A 22,261-nucleotide genomic window follows, 5' to 3' on the forward strand; every position below is an offset into this window, starting at 1 on the left:
TCCTATTTTATATGATATTATTTAAATTAGCATTTTCATCCTGCGATTCAACTTTATTGAAACGGAGTCATCATATGATTAATCAAAAAAAATATGTACAATTTGTCATGATGTATATAATTGTATTTTCTCTTTGGATATTCCTTATTCCAAATGAGTGGAACATAAAAGAAATTGGAATCCTTTTCTTATTTTGTTTTGCCGCAATCTTTTCTTGTTATTGTTCCTATAAAGCAATTAAAAAAATGAAGCGTGGTGATAAATTATTTTGGGTGTTATTATTATGTACTTGCCTATGTGGATTGGCTATGGAGATAACTTTATTCCTTCATTCACTTTCTATATGCGATCAAGTCCTATTCTCTTATGAGGCACTACCTTTTTTCATCATACAATATATTTTACTCTTTTCTGGATTTGCTATAAAGTTCATAAAACATTACTCTATTAGAGGCCTTGCTCAATTTTCATTCGATAGTATCTTTATCGTTATTATGAATATTTATTTTACCTTAACCTTTATTTTAGATCTTTCAAGCTTTCATACGTTAACAAAGGATACGTGGGTTTTAATTGGATATTTTATTGCACAATCATTAGTCATTTACGCCGTTATTAGCCTATATAGAAGAGAACAATATTCTTCTAGTAGAATTTCATTAATTATTGGCTTTACTATCATTCTTGTATACGGATATATACAGCTATTCCAGTTAAACACAGGAATAAAAACTTCTGCTGAATTCTCTTATTTAATACATACTGCTTCGATTTTATTAATTGGTTTATCGTCCATACTATACATTTTAGATAAGCCAATGCAACATGAAACAAAAACGAAATATTATCGATTTGATTATGTACGCTTTATATTGCCTTATTTTAGTATAATCATTACTTTTTCCTTTATTATCATTCAGCCTTGGGATGATAAATTCATGTTAATTGGTCTTGTATTATCACTTATTTTATTATTCTTGCGACAACTTTACATGTGGAAAGATAATAAAGTCTTAATTGATACATATGAACAGCTGACTACACAACTAGAAGATGAAGTTGAAGAAGGTGCTTCTGCGTTATCAAAAAGTGAACAACGTTATAAATCTTTATTTGAAGATCATCCTGATGCCGTTTTCTCTTTAAATATGCATGGTGTTTTTCAGCAATCTAACACAGCTTGTGAAAGCTTATTTACTGCTTACTATTGTGAAGTAGCAAGCTATTCCCTTCTGCACTTTATTGATCCAAAAGATCATGACTTACTAAAAAGAGCATTACAAATAACAAAAGAAGGTAGACCACAAACTTTAGAGGTTCGTACGAAAGAACAAGAAGGCTATTACTATTACCTTCACATTACACTCATACCTACTTTTATAAATAAAGAAGTTGTTGGGATGTTTGGGATAGCGCGTGATATTACGACTTTATATGAAAAACAAAAACAAGTAGAACATTTGGCATTTCATGATGCACTTACTGGATTACCAAATCGCCGCAAATTCGAAAAAGATTTAAAAACTATTTTAAATACAGCTCAAACTAGCGCAAATGATGTTGCCGTCATGTTTCTTGATTTAGATCGATTTAAAAAAATTAACGATCGACTCGGTCATGATGTCGGAGACTTATTACTAATTGAAGTAGCAAAAAGGTTACGCGGATGTTTGCGTTCAAAAGATATCGTTGCCCTCCAAGGCGGAGATGAGTTTACAATTCTATTACCAGATATGTACTCAGAAAAAAGTGCGGCTTTTATAGCTGAACAGATTTTAACTATTTTAAACAAACCATTCTTCATTAAAGATGAAGAACTATCTGTTACACCGAGTATCGGCATTGCAATGTATCCTGATTACGGAACCGATGTAACTGAATTAATGAAAAATGCCGATTTAGCTATGTATCGTGCGAAAGCAAATGGAAAAAACAGATTTGTTTTCTTCTCGAAAGAAATGAGTATTGCACAAAATGAGATTGAGTTCTTAGAAGGTGAACTTTCAAAAGCATTACAACAAAATGAATTTTTCCTTGAATACCAACCACAAGTAAGCACAAAAACAAAACAAATTATCGGTTTTGAAGCGTTAATTCGTTGGAAACATCCAAAACTCGGTATCGTATCTCCTGCCCAATTTATTCCTCTAGCAGAGGAAACAGGATTTATTATTGAACTTGGAAATTGGATTTTACGTACTGCCTGCTCAGAAGCAAAAAGATGGCATAATCAAGGTTTTTCTCACTTAAAAGTTGGTGTGAATTTATCTGTTGTTCAATTTAACCATACAGATTTAATCCCAACTATTTCAAAGGTGTTGAAAGAAACAGAACTAAAACCGGAAGCACTAGATATTGAAATTACAGAAAGTATCGCTATTAACCAAAATCAATCTGTAGTTGCAAAGCTAGAGCAGCTTCAAAATCTCGGTATTCAAATTTCAATAGATGACTTTGGAACTGGTTATAGTTCTTTAGCTTATTTAACAAAATATCCAATCAACACATTAAAAATTGCTCGAGAATTTATTTGTGGAATTACAACAAGTCCTTTAGAGGAAGCAATTATCTCTTCCATTATTACACTATCAAAAGAATTAAATTTAGAAGTTATTGCAGAAGGTGTAGAAACAGAAGAACAATGGAAATTTCTTTATGAACAAAACTGTGACCACATTCAAGGATTCTTTATTAGCAAACCTGTTTCTAGTAAAGACGTTTGGATGTTACTCCATAAAAAAACAACCGCCTAAGTAAGACGGTTGTTTTTTAGTACTCATAAGGTACCTCTTGAGCTAATTGTACCTCTTGATCATTATGAGAAATTATTTGGCTTTTCTCTAATGCTATATCTCCTAATGAAATACCCCATGCCATCGCTAACGTTAATAGACTACCAATAAGCAGTTTCTTCATATTCCATCACCTGCATTTTTTCTTTAAATATACCATGAAAATTTATCCACATTTTATGCAATTATGCATATTTGTTTTTTAGGTCTTTTTTATTTTTTCATTTTTTTCATAAGTGATTCTTTTAATGCGTGGTTTCCTAACATATCAAAAAAGAAGCATGCTTTTTCGTAAGCATCTTCAATTTCTGCTCTATCAGACCCTAGCTTTGCTAGGCATTCACCTTTTCGAAAGTATAGCTGTCCAATCAATGTCATACTATTAATTTGACACGATAGTTCAATAGCTTTATTTGCGTGGCAAAGCGCTTCTTCGTATTGATTATCTGAGTATAATGCTTTTGCATGATTATGTCTCACCTTTACATCAAATTCTTTATTATCATGCAATGTCTCTAACTGTTTTAATATATTTTCAAATAACTCAATAGCCTTCTTCAAATAGCCATTTTCAGCATAAATGTTTGCAATTGCGTTTTCAATATAAAGATTCTGATATACATCTATTCCTGCCAATTGTTGATTGAGCAATTTCTTTAATTCTAAAATACAATATTCGTAATCAATTTTTTTCAATACGTAAGCTGCTACATGATATTGCCATTGAAGAAATTGCTGAAGCTCGGGATGATATTCTTCCTTTTTCAGTTCATTCCATACCCTATTATAAATTTCTTTATATTTTTTTTGCTTACAAAGCATAATAATTCGATCTTTTAACTGCTTATTCCTCTCAATATCAGAATAAATGAGTACCTCATAAAAATGAATAATGGGAACTTGTAATTTTGCTGCTATACCTTGCAATATATCCATACTTGGGTATACCGCACCCGATTCAATTCTACTCACTTCTGATTGATGACATATGTTCTCGGATAACTGTTTTTGTGTTAATCCTCTCATCACCCTAATTTTCTTAATTTCAATTCCTAATTTTTCTGCGTGCATACTTACTCACCATCCCATTATAACAATCTAATTTTTTGAGTTGTCATACCACTACAATAATGTGAATTCGACAATTTTTGATATGAAATAATGCATAATATATATAAAATCTGGCAAATGTTTCATACAATTCATCTCACATACAATAGATTAGGAGTGTTATAGATGAATTATAGAAAACTTGCTAGTGCATTCGTTACATTCGGTCTCCTTTGTCCTTTATCCACAGAAGCTATTCATGCCCAAGAATTAAACAAAAATGAAGTGAAAGTTGAAATTGCTCAGCCTGGTTTAACAATCGGTAAATTAACAGAACCTCAAAATGATACGAAAGAGAATATTGCTAAAAAATATTTAAAAGGTGAGGTAAACGGGGCTAAAGCTCAACAAGAGCAAGTTACAACTGAAAAAAATGTTGATTTTCAACCTACAAATAAAGAAACAAAAGAAAATCAAACCGAAGTTCGCCTTGCACAAACTTACAAAAACTATAAAGTATATGGTCAAGATCTTATTGTAAACGTAGATAAAAATGGAGTAATTACAACTGTTAGTGGTAAAGTTGTCCAAAATTTAGACCAACAACCTAATCTTACTATAACAAATTTTTTGTCGAAAAATGAAGTAAAATCTAAATTACGCGATATACTTCAAATTCCAAGCGATGCGACTGAGACAGAATTCACCAACGAAACCGTTGTTTATAAGAAAAAAGATGGATATTACACATTTGCAACTGTTATTACCTTTACTTACGAAAACAATGAACAAATTATAAACGGTAATGCAATCCTTGATTTAAAAACTGGCGAGGTACTTTTCCAAGAAAAATTCATTAAAAATAAAGAGAATAAAACTATAAATCAAGTAACATCACCTAGACTATCCCTCGCAAGTGAGCAAGGAACTGGAAAAAATGCACTTCAAGAAAACATCTCTTTCAATATCGCCAAAGGGACTGACGGAAAATTTTATTTAGCTGATTTATCACGCGGAACTGGCATATATATTTATAATGCAAACTATGCGGACTCTCTCGGCGGATATAGTCAAGCTGGTTATCCAGGGACACTAGTTTCAAGTAGCACTCCTAACTTTGCAGATAAAGAAGCAGCGGGTGCTATGAAGAATATGAGTGATATTTATGACTACTTCAAAAAAGAACATAATCTAAAAAGTTACGATAATAAAGATTCAAAAGTTGTTGCTAGTGTACACGGTTTTGATTCTACTGAAGTTAGTGATGGTGTAAAAGAAGATTATGTAAATGCATTTTGGCACCCTGCTTGGAATCAAATGGTATTTGGTGATGGTTTAAACGGAAAGCTCACTTCAGCCCTTGATGTAACAGCCCATGAATTTGGACATGCTGTATTCAGCGGTACGACAAAGAATAAAATTGTGAGATATCCAAGCGCTGAAACATCTGCGTTAAACGAGGGACTAGCAGATTTCTGGGGCACACAAATCGAATATTATGTAAAGAAAGATAAGGGAAACTGGATTATGGGCGATACACTAGGTGGCCTAACAATCCGTGACATCCCGGGAGAAATTGGTGACGGTGGTCATAAATTATATACAAACTTACAAGATTTTTATAACGATGGAAATAATCAAGAGTCTCACGTAAATTCTGGTATCATCAGCCACGTATTATATCAATTAGCTGAAGGTAAAACATATAACAATGTTGCTGTTCAAAAACAAGGCAACGAAAAAGTAAGTAAAGTTGTTATGCGCACATTGCAAAATTACGCAACTTCAGCTGAAGATTTTGAATCACTCCAATCCCACATCGTACAAGCTGCAAAAGATTTATACGGAAATGCCGTATCAAATGAATTTGCAAAAGCATTTGAAGCACATGGTTATAAACCATTACAAAAAATAAATAGAGTAATAGAAGTATAATAATAAAAAAGAAGTTTACCGTTCGTAGGTAAACTTCTTTTCATATCCATCCCTTTTCTTCCGCAATTGTAATTGCCTCAATTCTATTTTTCGCATCGAGCTTCGTTAACACTTCAGAAATATAATTACGTACTGTGCCCGGTGAAAGATAAAGTGTTTTCGCAATTTCATTTGCAGTCTTTCCTTCTTTAGCAAGTAACAATACTTCTTTTTCACGATCTGACAACGGATTTTGCTCCTGCCATAAACCAAACATTAAATCTTGAGAAACCTCTCGTTTTCCCTTCATTACATTACGAATCGCTGCGGCTAAATCTTCACTTGGGCTATCTTTTAACAAATATCCGTGCACACCAGCTTTCATTGCTCGTTCAAAATAACCAGGTCTTGCAAATGTTGTTAAAATCATTACTTTGCATGATGATTTTTCTTTCTTTAAAGTCTCAGCGACATCCAATCCACTTTGAATCGGCATTTCAATATCCATAATACTTACATCTGGCTTTAACGATTCAATTAATTTTAACGCCTCTTCTCCGTTCGCAGCTTGCCCAATCACTTCCATATCATCTTCTAAATCAAGTAGGGCTCCTAATGCACCACGAAGCATCCGTTGATCTTCCGCAATAATAATTCGAATCATACCCTCACCTCATCTTTTCCTGTTCTAATGACCACTGGTACTTTTACTGTTAATAGCGTCCCTGAATGTATCGTATTTAGTTCAACAAATCCATCAATAAGAGCAATTCGTTCTTTCATGCCGCGAATACCATTTCCATCATTGTTTTGATCCTCTAAACCAATTCCGTTATCTTCTACTTTCAAAATCAGTTCACCTTGTGATTCTAATACAGAAACTGTACACTGCGTCGCCTTACTATGTTTTACAACATTCGTCACAGCCTCACGTAAACACATGCCTAAAATATTTTGTTCAATCGGTGATAACGAACTTGCACTCGCTTCTTGTTCTATTTCTAACTCAATGTTAGCAGCTTGTAAGATCGCTTTTATTTGCTCAAGCTCTTCTTCTACTGTAATCATGCGCATATCAGAAATTAATTCCCTCAGCTGTTTTAAAGCGGTACGAGATGTTTGTGTAATTTCCTTTGCTTCCACACTTGCACGCTCTGGATTTTTTACGATTAACTTCTCAACAAGCTGGCTTTTTAACGTAATAAGAGATAACGTATGACCTAACGTGTCATGAAGATCCCGTGCAATTCGCTGCCGTTCTTCACGTTTTACTAAATCTTTAATTTGCTCATTCGCTTCGTTTAATTGGTTCTTTAACATCTTTTTCTGATTAAAATTACGCATACCAAATGGCGTAAGAAGCATTAAAATAAACATCGGAACGATATTTACTAAATTTGCCGGTGTTAGTTGATTCATATTTACAAATACAAATGCTCCGAGCATTACAACTAACAGACATAGTAGCACTCGAAATACTTTCTTACTTCGCGCAAAGCCCATCGCACTTGCCGTGAAAAAGCCAAAGAATATCATGAAAGGATTATAAAATATGGCAAATAAAAAGGTTAATATCATTTGAATAAACGCCCACAAAACGAACGTCTTCTGAACAAAATAAAGTTGACGGTATGTGATAATGAAGACTATCAACATACCGATCCCCATTACAAGTTTCCATCCTGATACTTGTGTTAAATTATAAATTGGAAATAACAAATATACGAGCCACATATACGGAAAAAAACCCATATGTTTCGGAAAAATTTCCATCCTCTTCTCTATCATTTATACCGCTTCCTGTCTTTTTCTTATATATATTGATACTACAACAAATATAAGGAAATAACCTCCTAATACCGCGATATTTTCCCATCCAATTGATTTTCCAGCTACAATATCCCACGCACCGCTTCCAAAATGATATGTCGGTGTCCATTCACCAATCGTTCTTAATATTTTCGGGAATACTTCAATCGGCATCCATAACCCGCCAATTACAGCTAAACTCATATTTAAAATATTTGCTAGGCCAGCAGCTGCATCCGCCTTCTTAATGGAACCTATTACTGTTCCGAGTGCTAAAAATGGTGTCACACCTAACAATAACCATAATCCAGCACCAATCCATTGTCCTACCGTTAACTCAACATGATTAATTAATATCCCTGCCATAAAAATAACTAAGATTGAAAAAGCATTTACTACTGTTTGAGCGATAATTTTTGCTGTTAAATACGCCCCTTCAGGAAGCGGTGTAATTTTTAGAAGATGTGTCCAACCTTGCCCTCTTTCCTGAGAAAGTCTCACACCAAAACTAAAAAGTGCAGTCCCTACAATACTAAAAGTCGCCATAGAAATTAAATAATGTGCTTTCCACGCATCTCCGTTTTGTGGCACTTGCACAACATTTGTGAAAATGTAGTAAAACATAACTGGCATTAATAATGAGAAAAAGATAAATAATTTATTACGGAACGTACGTAAAATTTCTATTTTGCATTGCATCCATAAAGCTTTCATGCAATTTCCCCCTTTTGATTTGCGACAAACTGTTCAAATGCTTCATCGAGACTTCCACGTTCAACTGAAACATTTGTTACAGGTAGATTCTTCTGATAAATTGCTTGTAGAGTGGCATCTGTATCTTCCGTCGTTAAAGTGAAGCGCCCTTCATTTGACTGTACTTCTGTTACATGCGGTAATTCCTTTAGTAAACTCTTAGGGATTTTTTCTTTCGAATAAAACGAGATCGTTTTTCGAGAAATCGTCGCTTTCATTTCATCTGGTGTGCCATCTGCGATAATATTTCCGTTCGCAAACAATAAAATACGATTCGCCAACGCATCTGCTTCCTCTAAATAATGTGTTGTTAAAATAATCGTTTTCCCTTCACTTGCTAACGTTTTAATCGTTTCCCAAAACGTTCTTCGAGACGTAATATCCATTCCAACTGTCGGCTCATCTAAAAATAACAAATCTGGATTTCCAGCAAGTGCGAGTGCAAAATTTAATCTTCTTTTTTGCCCACCTGATAACTTTTCACATCTTTGCTTTCGCTCTGATTCCAAATTTGATAACTGTAGTAATGTTTCTTTCGCTACCGGGTTTGTATAATAACTGCGGAATAGCTCAATTGCCTCTTCCACTGTAATGCTATCAATCACACTTACTTCTTGTAACATTGCCCCAAGGCTATTACGAACGCCTCTATGCTTTGGACTCTTTCCAAATATAGAAACTGTCCCTTCTGTAGGATCTTTTAATCCAAGCATCATCGAAATCATCGTCGTCTTCCCCGCACCATTTGGTCCAAGTAATGCTACTATTTCCCCTTTATCCACGTGAAATGAAACGTTACTTACTGCGTTTTTATGTTTAAATGTTTTAGTAACACCATTTATCTCAATAACCTTTTCCATCTCTCCACCCCCGCTGTTTCTTATATTTACATTGTATTCCTTGGAAAAGTTAGGAAACAGTATGATGCGTCATGACATCGATATGACAATTGTCATGTATTCTTTGTGTGAGTAATCAACCCGCATACCGCAAGCGAGTAGCAGGACGAAAATAAACATGATACAATCGGGTAAGATATATATTCGAGGAAGGACAGTGGTTTTCATGATTATTCGTAATGAACAGGATTTAGAAAGCTTACGAAAAATCGGCCGCATCGTTGCGCTTGCACGTGAAGAAATGAAAAAAGAAGCGAAGCCAGGTATGACAACGAAAGAGCTTGATTTGATCGGTAAAAAAGTATTAGATGAGCATGGTGCTATTTCTGCACCTGAAAAAGAATATGATTTCCCTGGTGTAACTTGCATTAGTGTAAATGAAGAAGTTGCTCACGGCATTCCAGGAGATCGTGTATTAAAAGAAGGCGACTTAGTAAACGTCGACGTATCTGCCGCACTTGATGGTTATTATGCAGATACGGGTATCTCATTTGTACTTGGGAAAGACGAAGAAAAAGAAAAACTTTGCCAAGCAGCTGTTGACGCATTTTGGGCAGCAATGAAAAAAGTTAAAGCTGGTTCAAAACAAAATCAAATTGGTCGTGCGGTTTCAAACTTCGCACATAAAAGTGGATACAATGTTATTCAAAACTTAACTGGTCATGGTATCGGTCTTAGTTTACATGAAGCACCAAACCACATTTTAAGCTATTATGATCCAATGGATAGTGCACTTCTAAAAGACGGTCTTGTTATCGCTGTAGAGCCATTTATCTCTATGAAAGCTGATCATATTATCGAGCGCGGTGATGACGGTTGGACATTCGTTACTCCTGACAAAAGCCTTGTTGCACAATGTGAGCATACAGTTGTCGTAACACGTGGTGAGCCGATAATTTTAACAGAAATATAAAAAATAGCCGTTTGGTAGCAGAAACCTACCAAACGGCTATTTTTTATTACTTTTAGGTATGCAAAAATTTATATAAATAAAAGGTGATGCATCAAAGCATCACCTTTTTAACGGGGTGAGGCTGCCCAAAAGTACGGAAAACCTTTGAACAGCCTCGTATTTTCATATGGATGCCTTACATATATCACTGATGATAATTATGAAATGCGGAAACATATTTATCATCACATGATTCAAACATGAGAAAAGAAACCCTACAGTGGATTCTTTTCTCTACATAATCTAAAGTTTGGGTACACTAGATTCATGCAATGTAGGAGCTTTCCAAGCAGAAAGCGAACCTTCATTTAAAATGATAGCATACATATCTCCATCAAAAATATGCAAATATGCATATAGTATTTTTTATTTATCAATGTCAGAATATTGAAAAATAAAAAATATAAAGGTAAAATAAAGTCGTTATCCGTCTTCTTTTGTCAGTCAGAGAGAATAGAAGAATAGGAGAGGAAAAAATGAAAAAATCTTTAAAACAAAAAATAGTAAGCTCTTTACTTGCTGTATCACTCGCTGTTAGCTTGGCTCCAATTGGACAAGTCAAAGCTGATTCCACGTCAGAAATCACACAGACTTCACCTATCACAAAACAAGTTGATGCAAGTCGCGCCATCGAACACATCCGTTTCTTATCCGAAACAATTGGTCCTCGCCCTGGTGGAACAAAATCAGAAGAATGGGGTTCTCGCTACGTTGGTATGCAACTTAAATCAATGGGTTATGAAGTAGAATATCAGCCATTTCAAGTGCCGGATCAATACGTTGGCTTTATTGAATCCCCATTATCCACAAAGCGTAATTGGCAAGCTGGCGCTGCTCCTAACGCACTAATTTCTACAGAAACTGTTACAGCTCCTCTTATCTTTGTTCAAGGTGGGACAAAATTAGAGGATATTCCAAATGAAGTAAATGGAAAGATTGTTCTATTTGAAAGAGGAACAACAGTTGCAGACTACAATAAACAAGTTGAAAACGCTGTTAGTAAAGGAGCAAAAGGTGTTCTTTTATACAGTTTAATTGGCGGTCGTGGAAACTACGGACAAACTTTCAATCCTCGCCTAACGAAAAAGCAGTCTGTCCCTGTCTTCGGTCTTGCTTATGCGCAAGGAAATGCATTTAAAGAAGAAATCGCTAAAAAAGGGTCAACAATTCTTTCCCTAAAAGCGAGACATGAATCTAATTTAAAATCCTTAAACGTCATCGCTAAAAAGAAACCAAAAAACAGTACAGGTAATGAAAAAGCTGTCGTTGTAAGTTCGCACTATGATAGTGTCATTGGAGCACCTGGAGCAAACGATAATGCTTCTGGTACAGGATTAGTATTAGAGTTAGCTCGTGCTTTTCAAAATGTAGAAACTGATAAAGAAATTCGTTTTATTGCTTTTGGTTCTGAAGAGACTGGCTTACTCGGCTCCGATTATTACGTTAATAGTCTATCCCAAAAAGAACGTGATCGAATTTTAGGTGTCTTTAACGCAGACATGGTTGCAACAAATTACGATAAGGCAAAAAATTTATATGCTATGACGCCTAACGGTTCTCCAAACCTTGTAACAGACGCAGCCTTGCAAGCAGGTAAACAGTTAAATAATGATCTCGTACAACAAGGGAAATTTGGCTCTAGTGATCATGTACCGTTTGCTGAAGTCGGTATTCCTTCTGCACTATTTATTTGGATGGGCGTCGATAGTTGGAATCCATTAATCTATCATATTGAAAAGGTATATCACACACCCCAAGATAACGTATTAGAAAATATTTCGCTAGAACGTATGAAAATGGCATTAGAGGTCATTGGTACAGGCGTCTATAACAGCCTTCAATCTACCTTGAAAACAGAACAAAAAGCCGCTTAATACTATTTCAAGCCACCGATTAATCGGTGGCTATTTATTGAAAAAGAAAAAAAAACAAATATGCATAAAAGCATATTTATTACATGGTATTATCGTGTATAATTAAAATCGTAATATATAAATAAAAACACATTTATTGTATAGTATTGACCTTACATTACATGCGATACCACGCTCTAAGCTTATGGCCCAATGGATAATAGGCTTTTTAAAGACGGTTTTGTTATTACTTTAGGGCCGCTGATTGAGTCCACCTTGAAATTGCTCTCTTTTTTCTATAAAAAAACCCTTCAGGCTGTATTCTTCCCTTCACTTTATCGTGAAGTGTTTTTGAATACTTACCCAAAGGGAGCAATATCAATAGTAATTTTTTAATTTGTCAGCTACTCAGATTACAGTGTAATCAATAATCTAAAGCTTTTTTATTATTTTATTCGCTGACGAGCGAGTAGGATTCCACCTAAAAGGAACAATACCATACCTCCAAGAATTGAACTCATTTCTGCTGATGTTCCTCCTGTGTTGGGAAGTAATGTTGGCTTATCATTTTCTGTAGTAGGTGGAACTTTTGAATCGCTATTTTCGTCTGCATTTGTGTTTGGATCTTTCGGATCTGTGCTTGGATCTTTTGGATTTGTGCTTGGATCTTTCGGATCTGTGCTTGGATCTTTCGGATCTGTGCTTGGATCTTTTGGATCTACATTTGGTTCGTCCTTGATTTTTGTATTTGTGATGTCATAACCATGTACGTCAGATTGGTATCCGGCTACTGGCTGTTCTTTCACTTCATACTTGTACGCTACTCCGTTTGCATCGTATGCTGCTAAATCTTTAAATTCGTATTTCCAGCCTGTTGCTTCGCTTACTTCTTGCGTCGCAATCACTGTACCATTTTGTAGAAGGTCTACTTTAATCATTTTCGGACGATCTTTCGCGTTATCGTCTTTCCATGTTTTCGTTCCTTCTACTTTTGTTTCACCTACTTTTGTATTCGTGATGTCATAACCATTGACTTTGGATTCGTATCCAGCTACTGGTTGTTCTTTCACTCCATACTTGTACGCTACTCCGTTTGCATCGTATGCTGCTAAATCTTTGAATTCGTATTTCCAGCCTGTTGCTTCGCTTACTTCTTGCGTCGCAATCACTGTACCATTTTGTAGAAGGTCTACTTTAATCATTTTCGGACGATCTTTCGCGTTATCGTCTTTCCATGTTTTCGTTCCTTCTACTTTTGTTTCACCTACTTTTGTATTTGTGATGTCATAACCATGTACGTCAGATTGGTATCCAGCTACTGGTTGTTCTTTCACTCCATACTTGTACGCTACTCCGTTTGCATCGTATGCTGCTAAATCTTTGAATTCGTATTTCCAGCCTGTTGCTTCGCTTACTTCTTGCGTCGCAATCACTGTACCATTTTGTAGAAGGTCTACTTTAATCATTTTCGGACGATCTTTCGCGTTATCGTCTTTCCATGTTTTCGTTCCTTCTACTTTTGTTTCACCTACTTTTGTATTCGTGATGTCATAACCATTGACTTTGGATTCGTATCCAGCTACTGGTTGTTCTTTCACTCCATACTTGTACGCTACTCCGTTTGCATCGTATGCTGCTAAATCTTTGAATTCGTATTTCCAGCCTGTTGCTTCGCTTACTTCTTGCGTCGCAATCACTGTACCATTTTGTAGAAGGTCTACTTTAATCATTTTCGGACGATCTTTCGCGTTATCGTCTTTCCATGTTTTCGTTCCTTCTACTTTTGTTTCACCTACTTTTGTATTTGTGATGTCATAACCATGTACGTCAGATTGGTATCCAGCTACTGGTTGTTCTTTCACTCCATACTTGTACGCTACTCCGTTTGCATCGTATGCTGCTAAATCTTTGAATTCGTATTTCCAGCCTGTTGCTTCGCTTACTTCTTGCGTCGCAATCACTGTACCATTTTGTAGAAGGTCTACTTTAATCATTTTCGGACGATCTTTCGCGTTATCGTCTTTCCATGTTTTCGTTCCTTCTACTTTTGTTTCGCCTACTTTTGTATTCGTGATGTCATAACCATTGACTTTGGATTCGTATCCATCTACCGGTTGTTCCTTCACTTCATACTTGTACGCTACTCCGTTTGCATCGTATGCTTGCAGTTTTTCAAACGTGTACTTCCAATTTGTTGCCGCTGTTACTTCCTTTGTATCTACTACTTTACCGTTTTGTAAAAGATCTACTTTGATCATTTCCGGACGATCTTTCGCGTTATCGTCTTTCCATGTTTTCGTTCCTTCTACTTTTGTTTCGCCTACTTTTGTATTCGTGATGTCATAACCATTGACTTTGGATTCGTATCCATCTACCGGTTGTTCCTTCACTTCATACTTGTACGCTACTCCGTTTGCATCGTATGCTGCTAAATCTTTGAATTCGTATTTCCAGCCTGTTGCTTCGCTTACTTCTTGCGTCGCAATCACTGTACCATTTTGTAGAAGGTCTACTTTAATCATTTTCGGACGATCTTTCGCGTTATCGTCTTTCCATGTTTTCGTTCCTTCTACTTTTGTTTCGCCTACTTTTGTATTCGTGATGTCATAACCATTGACTTTGGATTCGTATCCATCTACCGGTTGTTCCTTCACTTCATACTTGTACGCTACTCCGTTTGCATCGTATGCTTGCAGTTTTTCAAACGTGTACTTCCAATTTGTTGCCGCTGTTACTTCCTTTGTATCTACTACTTTACCGTTTTGTAAAAGATCTACTTTGATCATTTCCGGACGATCTTTCGCGTTATCGTCTTTCCATGTTTTCGTTCCTTCTACTTTTGTTTCGCCTACTTTTGTATTCGTGATGTCATAACCATTGACTTTGGATTCGTATCCATCTACCGGTTGTTCCTTCACTTCATACTTGTACGCTACTCCGTTTGCATCGTATGCTTGCAGTTTTTCAAACGTGTACTTCCATTCACTTGCTACTGTTACTTCTTTTGTATCTACTACTTTACCGTTTTGTAGTAAGTTTATTTTGATTGTGCTTGGACGATCTGTTGCGTTGTTATCGTTCCACGTCTTTGTTCCTTCTACTTTCGTTTCGCCCACTTTTGTATTCGTGATGTCATAACCGTGTACGTCAGATTGATATCCGGCTACTGGCTGTTCCTTCACTTCATACTTGTACGCTACTCCATTTGCGTCATATGCTTCTACATCTGCAAATGCATATTTCCAGTTTGTTTCCGCTGTTACTTCTTTTGTATCTACTACTTTACCGTTTTGTAGTAAGTCTACTTTGATTGTGCTTGGACGATCTGTTGCGTTGTTATCGTTCCATGTTTTTGTTCCTTCTACTGTCAATTTCGCTACTTTTGTATTTGTGATGTCAGTACCACTTACTTGGGATTCATATCCGGCTACTGGCTGTTCTTTCACTTCATACTTGTACGCTACTCCGTTTGCATCGTATGCCTGTAGTTTTTCAAACGTGTACTTCCAATTTGTTGCCGCTGTTACTTCCTTTGTATCTACTACTTTACCGTTTTGTAAAAGATCCACCTTGATCATTTCCGGACGATCTTTCGCGTTATCGTCTTTCCATGTTTTCGTTCCTTCTACTTTTGTTTCGCCTACTTTTGTATTTGTGATGTCATAACCGTTGACTTTGGATTCATATCCAGCTATCGGTTGTTCCTTCACTTTATACTTGTACGCTACTCCATTTGCATCATACGCTACTAAATCTTTGAATTCATATTTCCAATCTGTTACTTTGCTTACTTCTTGCGTCGCAATCACTGTACCATTTTGTAAGAGGTCTACTTGAATCATTTCTGGACGATTTGTTGCGTTATCGTCGTTCCATGTCTTCGTTCCTTCTACTTTTGTTTGACCTACTTTTGTATTTGTGATATCAGTACCACTTACTTTGGATTCATATCCTGGTACTGGCTGTTCTTTCACTGTATACTCGTAAGCCTTTCCTTCCGCATCATATGCTTCTAGATCTGAGAATATATATTTCCAACCCAATACTGCTAGTACGTCGTGTGTTTGAATCACATTCCCGTTTTGTAGTAAGTCTACTTTGATCATTGTCGGACGGTCTGTTGCATTTCCGTCGTTCCATGTCTTCGTTCCTTCTACTTTTGTTTTGCCTACTTTTGTATTTGTGATATCAGTACCACTTATTTTGGATTCATATCCTGGTACTGCTTGTTCTTTCACTTCATACTTGTACGCTGCTCCGTTTGCATCGTATGCCTGAAGTTTTTCAAATGTGTACTTCCAATTTGTTTCCGCTGTTACTTCTTTTGTATCTACTACTTTACCGTTTTGTAAAAGATCTACTTTGATCATTTCCGGACGATCTTTCGCGTTATCGTCTTTCCATGTTTTCGTTCCTTCTACTTTTGTTTCGCCTACTTTTGTATTTGTGATGTCATAACCTTTTAATTCAGACTTGTATCCGGCTACCTGCTGTTCTTTCACTTCATACTTGTACGCTACTCCGTTTGCATCGTATGCTTGCAGTTTTTCAAACGTATACTTCCAGTTTGTTTCCGCTGTTACTTCTTTTGTGTCTACTACTTTACCGTTTTGTAGTAAGTCTACCTTAATCGAGCTTGGACGATCTGTTGCATTGTTATCGTTCCATGTTTTCGTTCCTTCTACTTTTGTTTCGCCTACTTTTGTATTTGTGATGTCATAACCGTGTACGTCAGATTGGTATCCGGCTACTGGCCGTTCTTTCACTTCATACTTGTATGCTTTTCCATTTGCATCGAATGCTACTAAATCTTTAAATTCATACTTCCAACCTGTTTCTTTGCTTACTTCTTGTGTCGCAATCACTGTATCATTTTGTAGTAAGTCTACTTTGATGGCTTTATGCTCTTCCTCTGTGCCACCTTTCCACGTCTTCGTTCCTGCAACTGATGTCTTGCCTACTTTTGTATTCGTGATGTCATAACCATTGACTTTGGATTCGTATCCGGCTACTGCTTGTTCTTTCACTTCATACTTATATGCTTTTCCGTCTGCATCGTTTATCGCCAAATCTTTAAATTCATATTTCCAGCCTGTTGCTTCGCTTACTTCTTGCGTCGCAATCACTGTACCGCTTTGTAGTAAGTCTACTTTAATCATCGTTGGACGACCTTCCGCATTTCCGTCCTTCCATGTTTTCGTTCCTTCTACTTTGGTTTTTTGTACCACTTTTGTATTTGTAATATCATAACCGTTTATTTCTGTTGTGTATCCATCTATCGGTTGTTCTTTTACTTCATACTTGTACGCTACTCCATTTGCATCATACGTTGCTAGGTTGTCAAATTTGTATTTCCAACCATCTGCCGCTGTTACTTCTTTCGTGTTTACTACTTCCTCATTTTGTAGTAAGTCTACTTTGATTGAACTTGGACGATCTTTCTCGTTATCGCCTTTCCACGTCTTCGTCCCTGCAATAGATGTAGTTTTCAACTTATTCGGAATTGGCAACTTAACTCCATTTACAGCATCTGATTTAACTTCAAAAATTACTTTTGCTTGAGGATCGAAATCAACATAGTCTGGAGCTGAAACTTCTTTCACATAATATTTACCTGGTTGTAAATTAGGGATTTCAATTATCCCTTTTTCATCTGTTTTATATACATCTCCAACTTGTTCATCAGACTCTTTATACAACTTAAACGAAACATTTGGGATTACTTTTTCTTCATCCCCTTCAATATGCTTCACAATTTTTAGTGTTCCTTTTGGAGTCACATTACCTTCAGCACCACCGCCAGCTATCATATTTTCGACTGGATGAGTACCCGATTCGGTAACTGGTTCCTTGTTTAGAACTTGGTAATCAATCGTATAATCATTCTTAAAAAACTCTTGCTTCTTCCCAGCTTCCGTTATAGTAGATGTATAACCAATCGAAAAGGAGGCAAGACGCGCTTTACCCTTATTAAGCACAACTTTAAATGATTTGTCTCCAGTAAAGGTAATCGTTCCGTAACCTTGCTTTTCAAGCTCTTGTAGCGTTAAAGATCGACGACCTATATAATCATCTACAATTATATAGAAACTATCCTTATTAAGTGTTTGACCTTCCTGTAAATTATCAGTCACAACAATATCACGACTTAACTCTTCTTTAGCCAAGTTTATATTCAAGAACCAACGTACTTCATCGCTCTTACCTGAGTTCATATCACCAGTTTTATAAAAAAATGGTGGCTTTCCAGGATCTGTACCCCCACCACTGCTTGGGCCGGTAATTGTTACAGATTGCTTATCTACATTTGTACCGAAATTGGTTTCAATCTCTTTCTTTTCATCCGTTCCTACATTAGCAGCTTCCACAAAAAAGTTTAAATACCCTTTAATATTTTGATGTGTACTCACTTTATCATTAAATGTACATACCACAGTACCTGCAGTGACTTTACAAGTACCATAATCATCTAATAGAAACTCTGTATTTAATCCTTTTAATTCTGGAGGCAGTGTTAATGTTAGTGTGTCTCCAGGCTTCATCTTAAGACTATCTTTTTCACTGAAGTTTATAGTTACTTTAGTCCGTTGTCCGATAGAAAGATCTGTTTTATCAATTTTAAAACTATCCACAAGTCCTAATGTATTTAATTCTTGTGCGTTTGCTACTATAGGTAAAAGACTCTGACCTATAGTAAACATGAAAATCATTATAATCGAAAAAATTGAAGTTATCCTTTTTAAATACATGCTTTCTGTTATCCTCCCTATAAAATGTTTCTAGATTCTAGAACAAATATACTATGACAAAGATTCCACTATATCAATGTCATTAAGCCACTCTACTAAAATATGTTTGATAGCTATTATCATCACCAACGCAAACGCTTGCTCTATAAATACAAAAATTTATTGCCGACAAGTATGGAAGAGCTATTTCACAGTAAATATGCATTTGGACAACTTCCTTACTTATCCTCCTAAAGAATACCAAGAAGTACAATCTATAATCGAATTTAGCATATCCGCCGAAGAAGGTTACGACTGTGAAACATGCTAGGATACTCGTATTCTAAAAGATGTCATTGAAGGTGCGTTTTCTGTCATTATGAGTTGAGGTGAAATTGGGCATATGTTAAAACGTTTTGTGTTTAGTTACACAACCAACCTACACACCGAAACAAATAGAACAAGAAGCATTATATAATTAAAAACGTTCTGGATGAAGTATTGGTTGCCTATGCAAGATGAAAGTCATATTCTCCAAATTTGAATACAGTGGAACGAATTTGGGGGTAACTAAAAAAGGGTATGATTGTCAACTGATTTCATATAAATCGTATAGAAATACGAAATTCAGCCTTTTCATTTTTGGAGTATATAAATGAGTGTCGAGAAAAAACACTTTGCCTAATGGGTTCCATGGCTATGTCGAAGAATTAAAATGAGCTTATATGTGATGATACTATCAAAACCGAGAGATTTATATCCTTTCATTATTTTTTATCAAATCATGAAAACTTTAATTGTACTATATGTACTATTTTAAACATACCACCCCTAGTTTCTTGACTAAGTTGGAAGTTTTCAAGATTGATTACTAATTGTTTAGATACTTGGTTAGATGCATTGTTATTTTAGTATTTGGCATAGCTGTAACAATATCTTTCAAAACAATCACACCATTTCCTAGTAACATTCCAACAACTAATAATACATATATGGATTTTGATAATCTTACCCCCAACAGTCTATTATTCTAGAATCGTTCCTAAAAATCAATAGTTAATTGGTATTTTTCTATTTTCACTTCATCACTATCACATATATTTAGATTAGAAAATTGGGCACAGAAAAAGAGATAGCTTTGCCATCTCTTTTTCTGTTTCAACTTCCCCTTATCAAGCCATACAGCTTTTCATTGGTCTTCTTTGACATCTAATCAGTCTATACATTGAATAGATGTTTTTATGTCAACTCGTATATCACTTCTAAACAAAAATAAGCATCTTTTCTTTTGTCTATTACATTTTTTCTGGTGCAGATACTCCTACGATTGCTAGTGCGTTTTGAAGTGTAGTTCGTACTGCTTTCATTAATTCGTAACGAGCTTTACTTAACTCTAAGTTATCTTGGTTTAATACTTTCTCTGCATTGTAGAAGCTGTGTAGTGCTGCAGCTAATTCAAATGCATAGTTTGTAATGCGGTGTGGCAGACGTTTTTGCGCTGCATCCGCAACTACAGCTGGGAATTCACCAAGTTTTTTCAGTAATTCTACTTCTTTCTCAGAAGTAACAAGTTTATAGTTCACGTCTCCGCCTGTAGCTAATCCTAACTCTTCACCTTGACGAAGGATACTGCATACACGAGCATGTGCATATTGCGCATAGTATACTGGATTTTCATTAGATTTTGATACAGCTAAGTCCATATCGAAGTCTAAATGAGAATCACCGCTACGCATTGCAAAGAAGTAACGCATTGCGTCCACGCCTACTTCTTCCATAAGCTCACGAAGTGTAACTGCTTTACCCGTACGCTTACTCATCTTCATTTTTTCACCGTTTTGGTATAGTTGTACCATTTGGATGATTTCTACTTCTAATGTGTCTTTATCGTAACCAAGTGCTTGAATCGCAGCTTTCATACGAGGAATGTAACCGTGGTGGTCAGCACCCCAAATGTTGATTAATTTATCGAAACCACGCTCTAATTTGTCGCGATGGTAAGCGATATCTGGCGTTAAGTATGTGTAAGAACCGTCGTTTTTAATTAATACACGGTTTTTGTCGTCACCGTAAGTCATTGAACGGAACCAAGTTGCGCCGCCTTCTTCAAAGATTTCGTCACGCTCTTTTAATACAGCAAGAGCCTGATCAATCTTTCCGTTTTTGTATAATGATGTTTCTGAGAACCATACATCGAATTTAACACGGAAGCTCTCTAAGTCTTTTTGAAGTTTTGCTAACTCATATTTCAAACCGTATGAACGATAGAACTCATAGCTTTCTTCTGCATCAGCTTTCGCATAACGATCGCCAAACTCTTCAGCTAAACGTTTACCGATACCGATAATATCTGCACCGTGGTAACCGTCTTCTGGCATTTCTTTATCTAAACCTAACGCTTGCATGTAACGAGCTTCAACAGAAAGAGCTAAATTATGAATTTGGTTACCCGCGTCATTAATGTAGTACTCACGAGATACATCGTATCCTGCTTTTGCTAATACGTTACATAAAGTGTCACCTACCGCAGCACCGCGTGCATGTCCTAAGTGAAGGTCACCTGTTGGATTTGCAGATACGAACTCAATTTGTACTTTTTCACCTTTACCAGTGTTCGTTTCACCGTAAGCTTCACCAGCATTAACGATTGTTGGGATTAAGTCTGTTAAGTAACTATTATCCATATAGAAGTTAATAAAACCAGGACCAGCGATTTCAATTTTTTCAATAGAAGCTTTTGCTTTATCGAAGTTTGCAACTAATTCTTCTGCAATCATACGAGGTGCTTTTTTCGCAACACGTGCAAGTTGCATTGCCATATTTGTAGAGAAATCACCATTTGTTTTATCTTTTGGAGATTCTAATACAACGTTTGGAATTTGTTCTTCTGTTGCTAATTCTGCCTTTAATACAGCAGCTTGAATTTCTTCTTTAATCAATCCTTTTACCTGTTCTAAAGAATTCATTATTTTGCCTCCTTCAAGTTAATTGTAATTGTATATCTGCCAGCTTCTTGTTCACTTAGAAGCAATGCGTACGTTAAGAAGAGTTGTCCTTTTTTCTTTTCATCCGACCATTTAAAAAGAACGTTATCAGTTTTCGTTTGCAGTGCAAACGTACCAAGTTCACTCGTGTACGTACCAGTTGTCCATTCACCTTTCACATGCGCCTGACGCATAGAAATAGCACCTGAACGCATAATGAGAACTTGTTCATCTTGAATTTTTATAATTGTCTTCACTTCGCCTTGTTCGTTCGGCTCTTGGAATGTTACGTATGTACCTTGACCTTTTACATAGTATTGACCATTTGCTTCAAAAGCAACGGTTTCCTTCCTCGCCCCTTCACGGATTTCTGTTACGAAATGAACGTGTACCGGCAAGCCTGCAAGTTGTTTCTTCACGTCTTGCACACCTTTCAAATGTTATAGATATTAAATACTACTTATAATAAATCACTTTTCCTATCATATCAAAAAAAGATGCTGTCTGTCTGCTGAAAAATCAGGAAA

The 22,261-nt window shown here is 36.0% G+C and carries 13 protein-coding genes; 4 read left to right on the forward strand and 9 right to left on the reverse strand.

What is annotated here, in order from left to right; genetic code table 11:
- The first annotated feature begins 74 nt into the window (after positions 1-74).
- Positions 75-2,753 (forward strand): DUF4084 domain-containing protein, encoded by a 2,679-nt coding sequence (locus MHB70_RS25120; protein WP_061529766.1) that lies wholly within the window; start codon positions 75-77, stop codon positions 2,751-2,753.
- 16 nt (positions 2,754-2,769) lie between these two features.
- Here the strand turns inward: MHB70_RS25120 and papR are convergent, their stop codons facing one another.
- Together papR and MHB70_RS25130 are read right to left on the reverse strand one after the other, a co-directional pair.
- Entirely contained in the window at positions 2,770-2,916 is a 147-nt protein-coding gene (papR, locus tag MHB70_RS25125) for a quorum-sensing peptide PapR (protein ID WP_000734723.1), read from the reverse strand.
- An 89-nt stretch (positions 2,917-3,005) separates the two neighbouring features.
- Entirely contained in the window at positions 3,006-3,863 is an 858-nt protein-coding gene (locus MHB70_RS25130) for a helix-turn-helix domain-containing protein (protein ID WP_000542898.1), read from the reverse strand.
- 165 nt (positions 3,864-4,028) lie between these two features.
- Here MHB70_RS25130 and MHB70_RS25135 point away from each other — a divergent pair, with 165 nt between their 5' ends.
- Positions 4,029-5,777, forward strand: a complete 1,749-nt coding sequence (locus tag MHB70_RS25135; protein WP_001109521.1) for a M4 family metallopeptidase — start codon at positions 4,029-4,031, stop codon at positions 5,775-5,777.
- Between the two features lie 40 nt (positions 5,778-5,817).
- On the opposite strand, the gene MHB70_RS25140 is transcribed toward MHB70_RS25135, so the two are convergent.
- Genes MHB70_RS25140 through MHB70_RS25155 form a run of 4 tightly spaced genes read right to left on the reverse strand, consistent with a single transcriptional unit; the run spans position 5,818 to position 9,178 of the window.
- Positions 5,818-6,420, reverse strand: a complete 603-nt coding sequence (locus MHB70_RS25140; protein ID WP_000619274.1) for a response regulator transcription factor — start codon at positions 6,418-6,420, stop codon at positions 5,818-5,820.
- Positions 6,417-7,544 (reverse strand): sensor histidine kinase, encoded by a 1,128-nt coding sequence (locus tag MHB70_RS25145; RefSeq protein ID WP_061529765.1) that lies wholly within the window; start codon positions 7,542-7,544, stop codon positions 6,417-6,419. Before MHB70_RS25145 ends, MHB70_RS25140 begins: the two co-directional genes overlap by 4 nt.
- On the reverse strand, positions 7,545-8,279 hold the full coding sequence (locus MHB70_RS25150; protein ID WP_000646291.1) for an ABC transporter permease: 735 nt from the start codon (positions 8,277-8,279) through the stop codon (positions 7,545-7,547). It abuts the gene before it with no gap.
- The gene (locus MHB70_RS25155) at positions 8,276-9,178 is read right to left on the reverse strand and encodes an ABC transporter ATP-binding protein (protein WP_000416596.1); all 903 of its coding nucleotides are present in this window, start codon (positions 9,176-9,178) and stop codon (positions 8,276-8,278) included. Before MHB70_RS25155 ends, MHB70_RS25150 begins: the two co-directional genes overlap by 4 nt.
- A 157-nt stretch (positions 9,179-9,335) precedes the next feature.
- Between MHB70_RS25155 and map the strand changes: the two genes are divergently transcribed.
- The gene (gene map, locus MHB70_RS25160) at positions 9,336-10,130 is read left to right on the forward strand and encodes a type I methionyl aminopeptidase (RefSeq protein ID WP_002106654.1); all 795 of its coding nucleotides are present in this window, start codon (positions 9,336-9,338) and stop codon (positions 10,128-10,130) included.
- 515 nt (positions 10,131-10,645) lie between these two features.
- Positions 10,646-12,043 (forward strand): M28 family metallopeptidase, encoded by a 1,398-nt coding sequence (locus tag MHB70_RS25165; RefSeq protein ID WP_000749150.1) that lies wholly within the window; start codon positions 10,646-10,648, stop codon positions 12,041-12,043.
- Between the two features lie 425 nt (positions 12,044-12,468).
- On the opposite strand, the gene MHB70_RS25170 is transcribed toward MHB70_RS25165, so the two are convergent.
- The 3 genes from MHB70_RS25170 to MHB70_RS25180 all read right to left on the reverse strand — a co-directional run bounded on the left by MHB70_RS25170 (position 12,469) and on the right by MHB70_RS25180 (position 22,153).
- Positions 12,469-18,771 carry a Cna B-type domain-containing protein gene (locus MHB70_RS25170; RefSeq protein ID WP_341343697.1) on the reverse strand — a complete coding sequence of 2,101 codons (6,303 nt, stop codon included), beginning with the start codon at positions 18,769-18,771 and terminating at the stop codon, positions 12,469-12,471.
- Between the two features lie 1,274 nt (positions 18,772-20,045).
- Positions 20,046-21,716 (reverse strand): arginine--tRNA ligase, encoded by a 1,671-nt coding sequence (gene argS / locus MHB70_RS25175; protein ID WP_001086439.1) that lies wholly within the window; start codon positions 21,714-21,716, stop codon positions 20,046-20,048.
- Positions 21,716-22,153: a DUF1934 domain-containing protein gene (locus MHB70_RS25180; protein WP_000744341.1), complete on the reverse strand. Its 438-nt coding sequence runs from the start codon at positions 22,151-22,153 to the stop codon at positions 21,716-21,718. The genes argS and MHB70_RS25180 overlap by 1 nt, the downstream gene beginning before the upstream one ends.
- Positions 22,154-22,261 lie beyond the last annotated feature (108 nt).

Source organism: Bacillus sp. FSL M7-1020 (assembly GCF_038050415.1).
GTDB classification, from domain to species: Bacteria; Bacillota; Bacilli; order Bacillales; family Bacillaceae_G; genus Bacillus_A; species Bacillus_A toyonensis.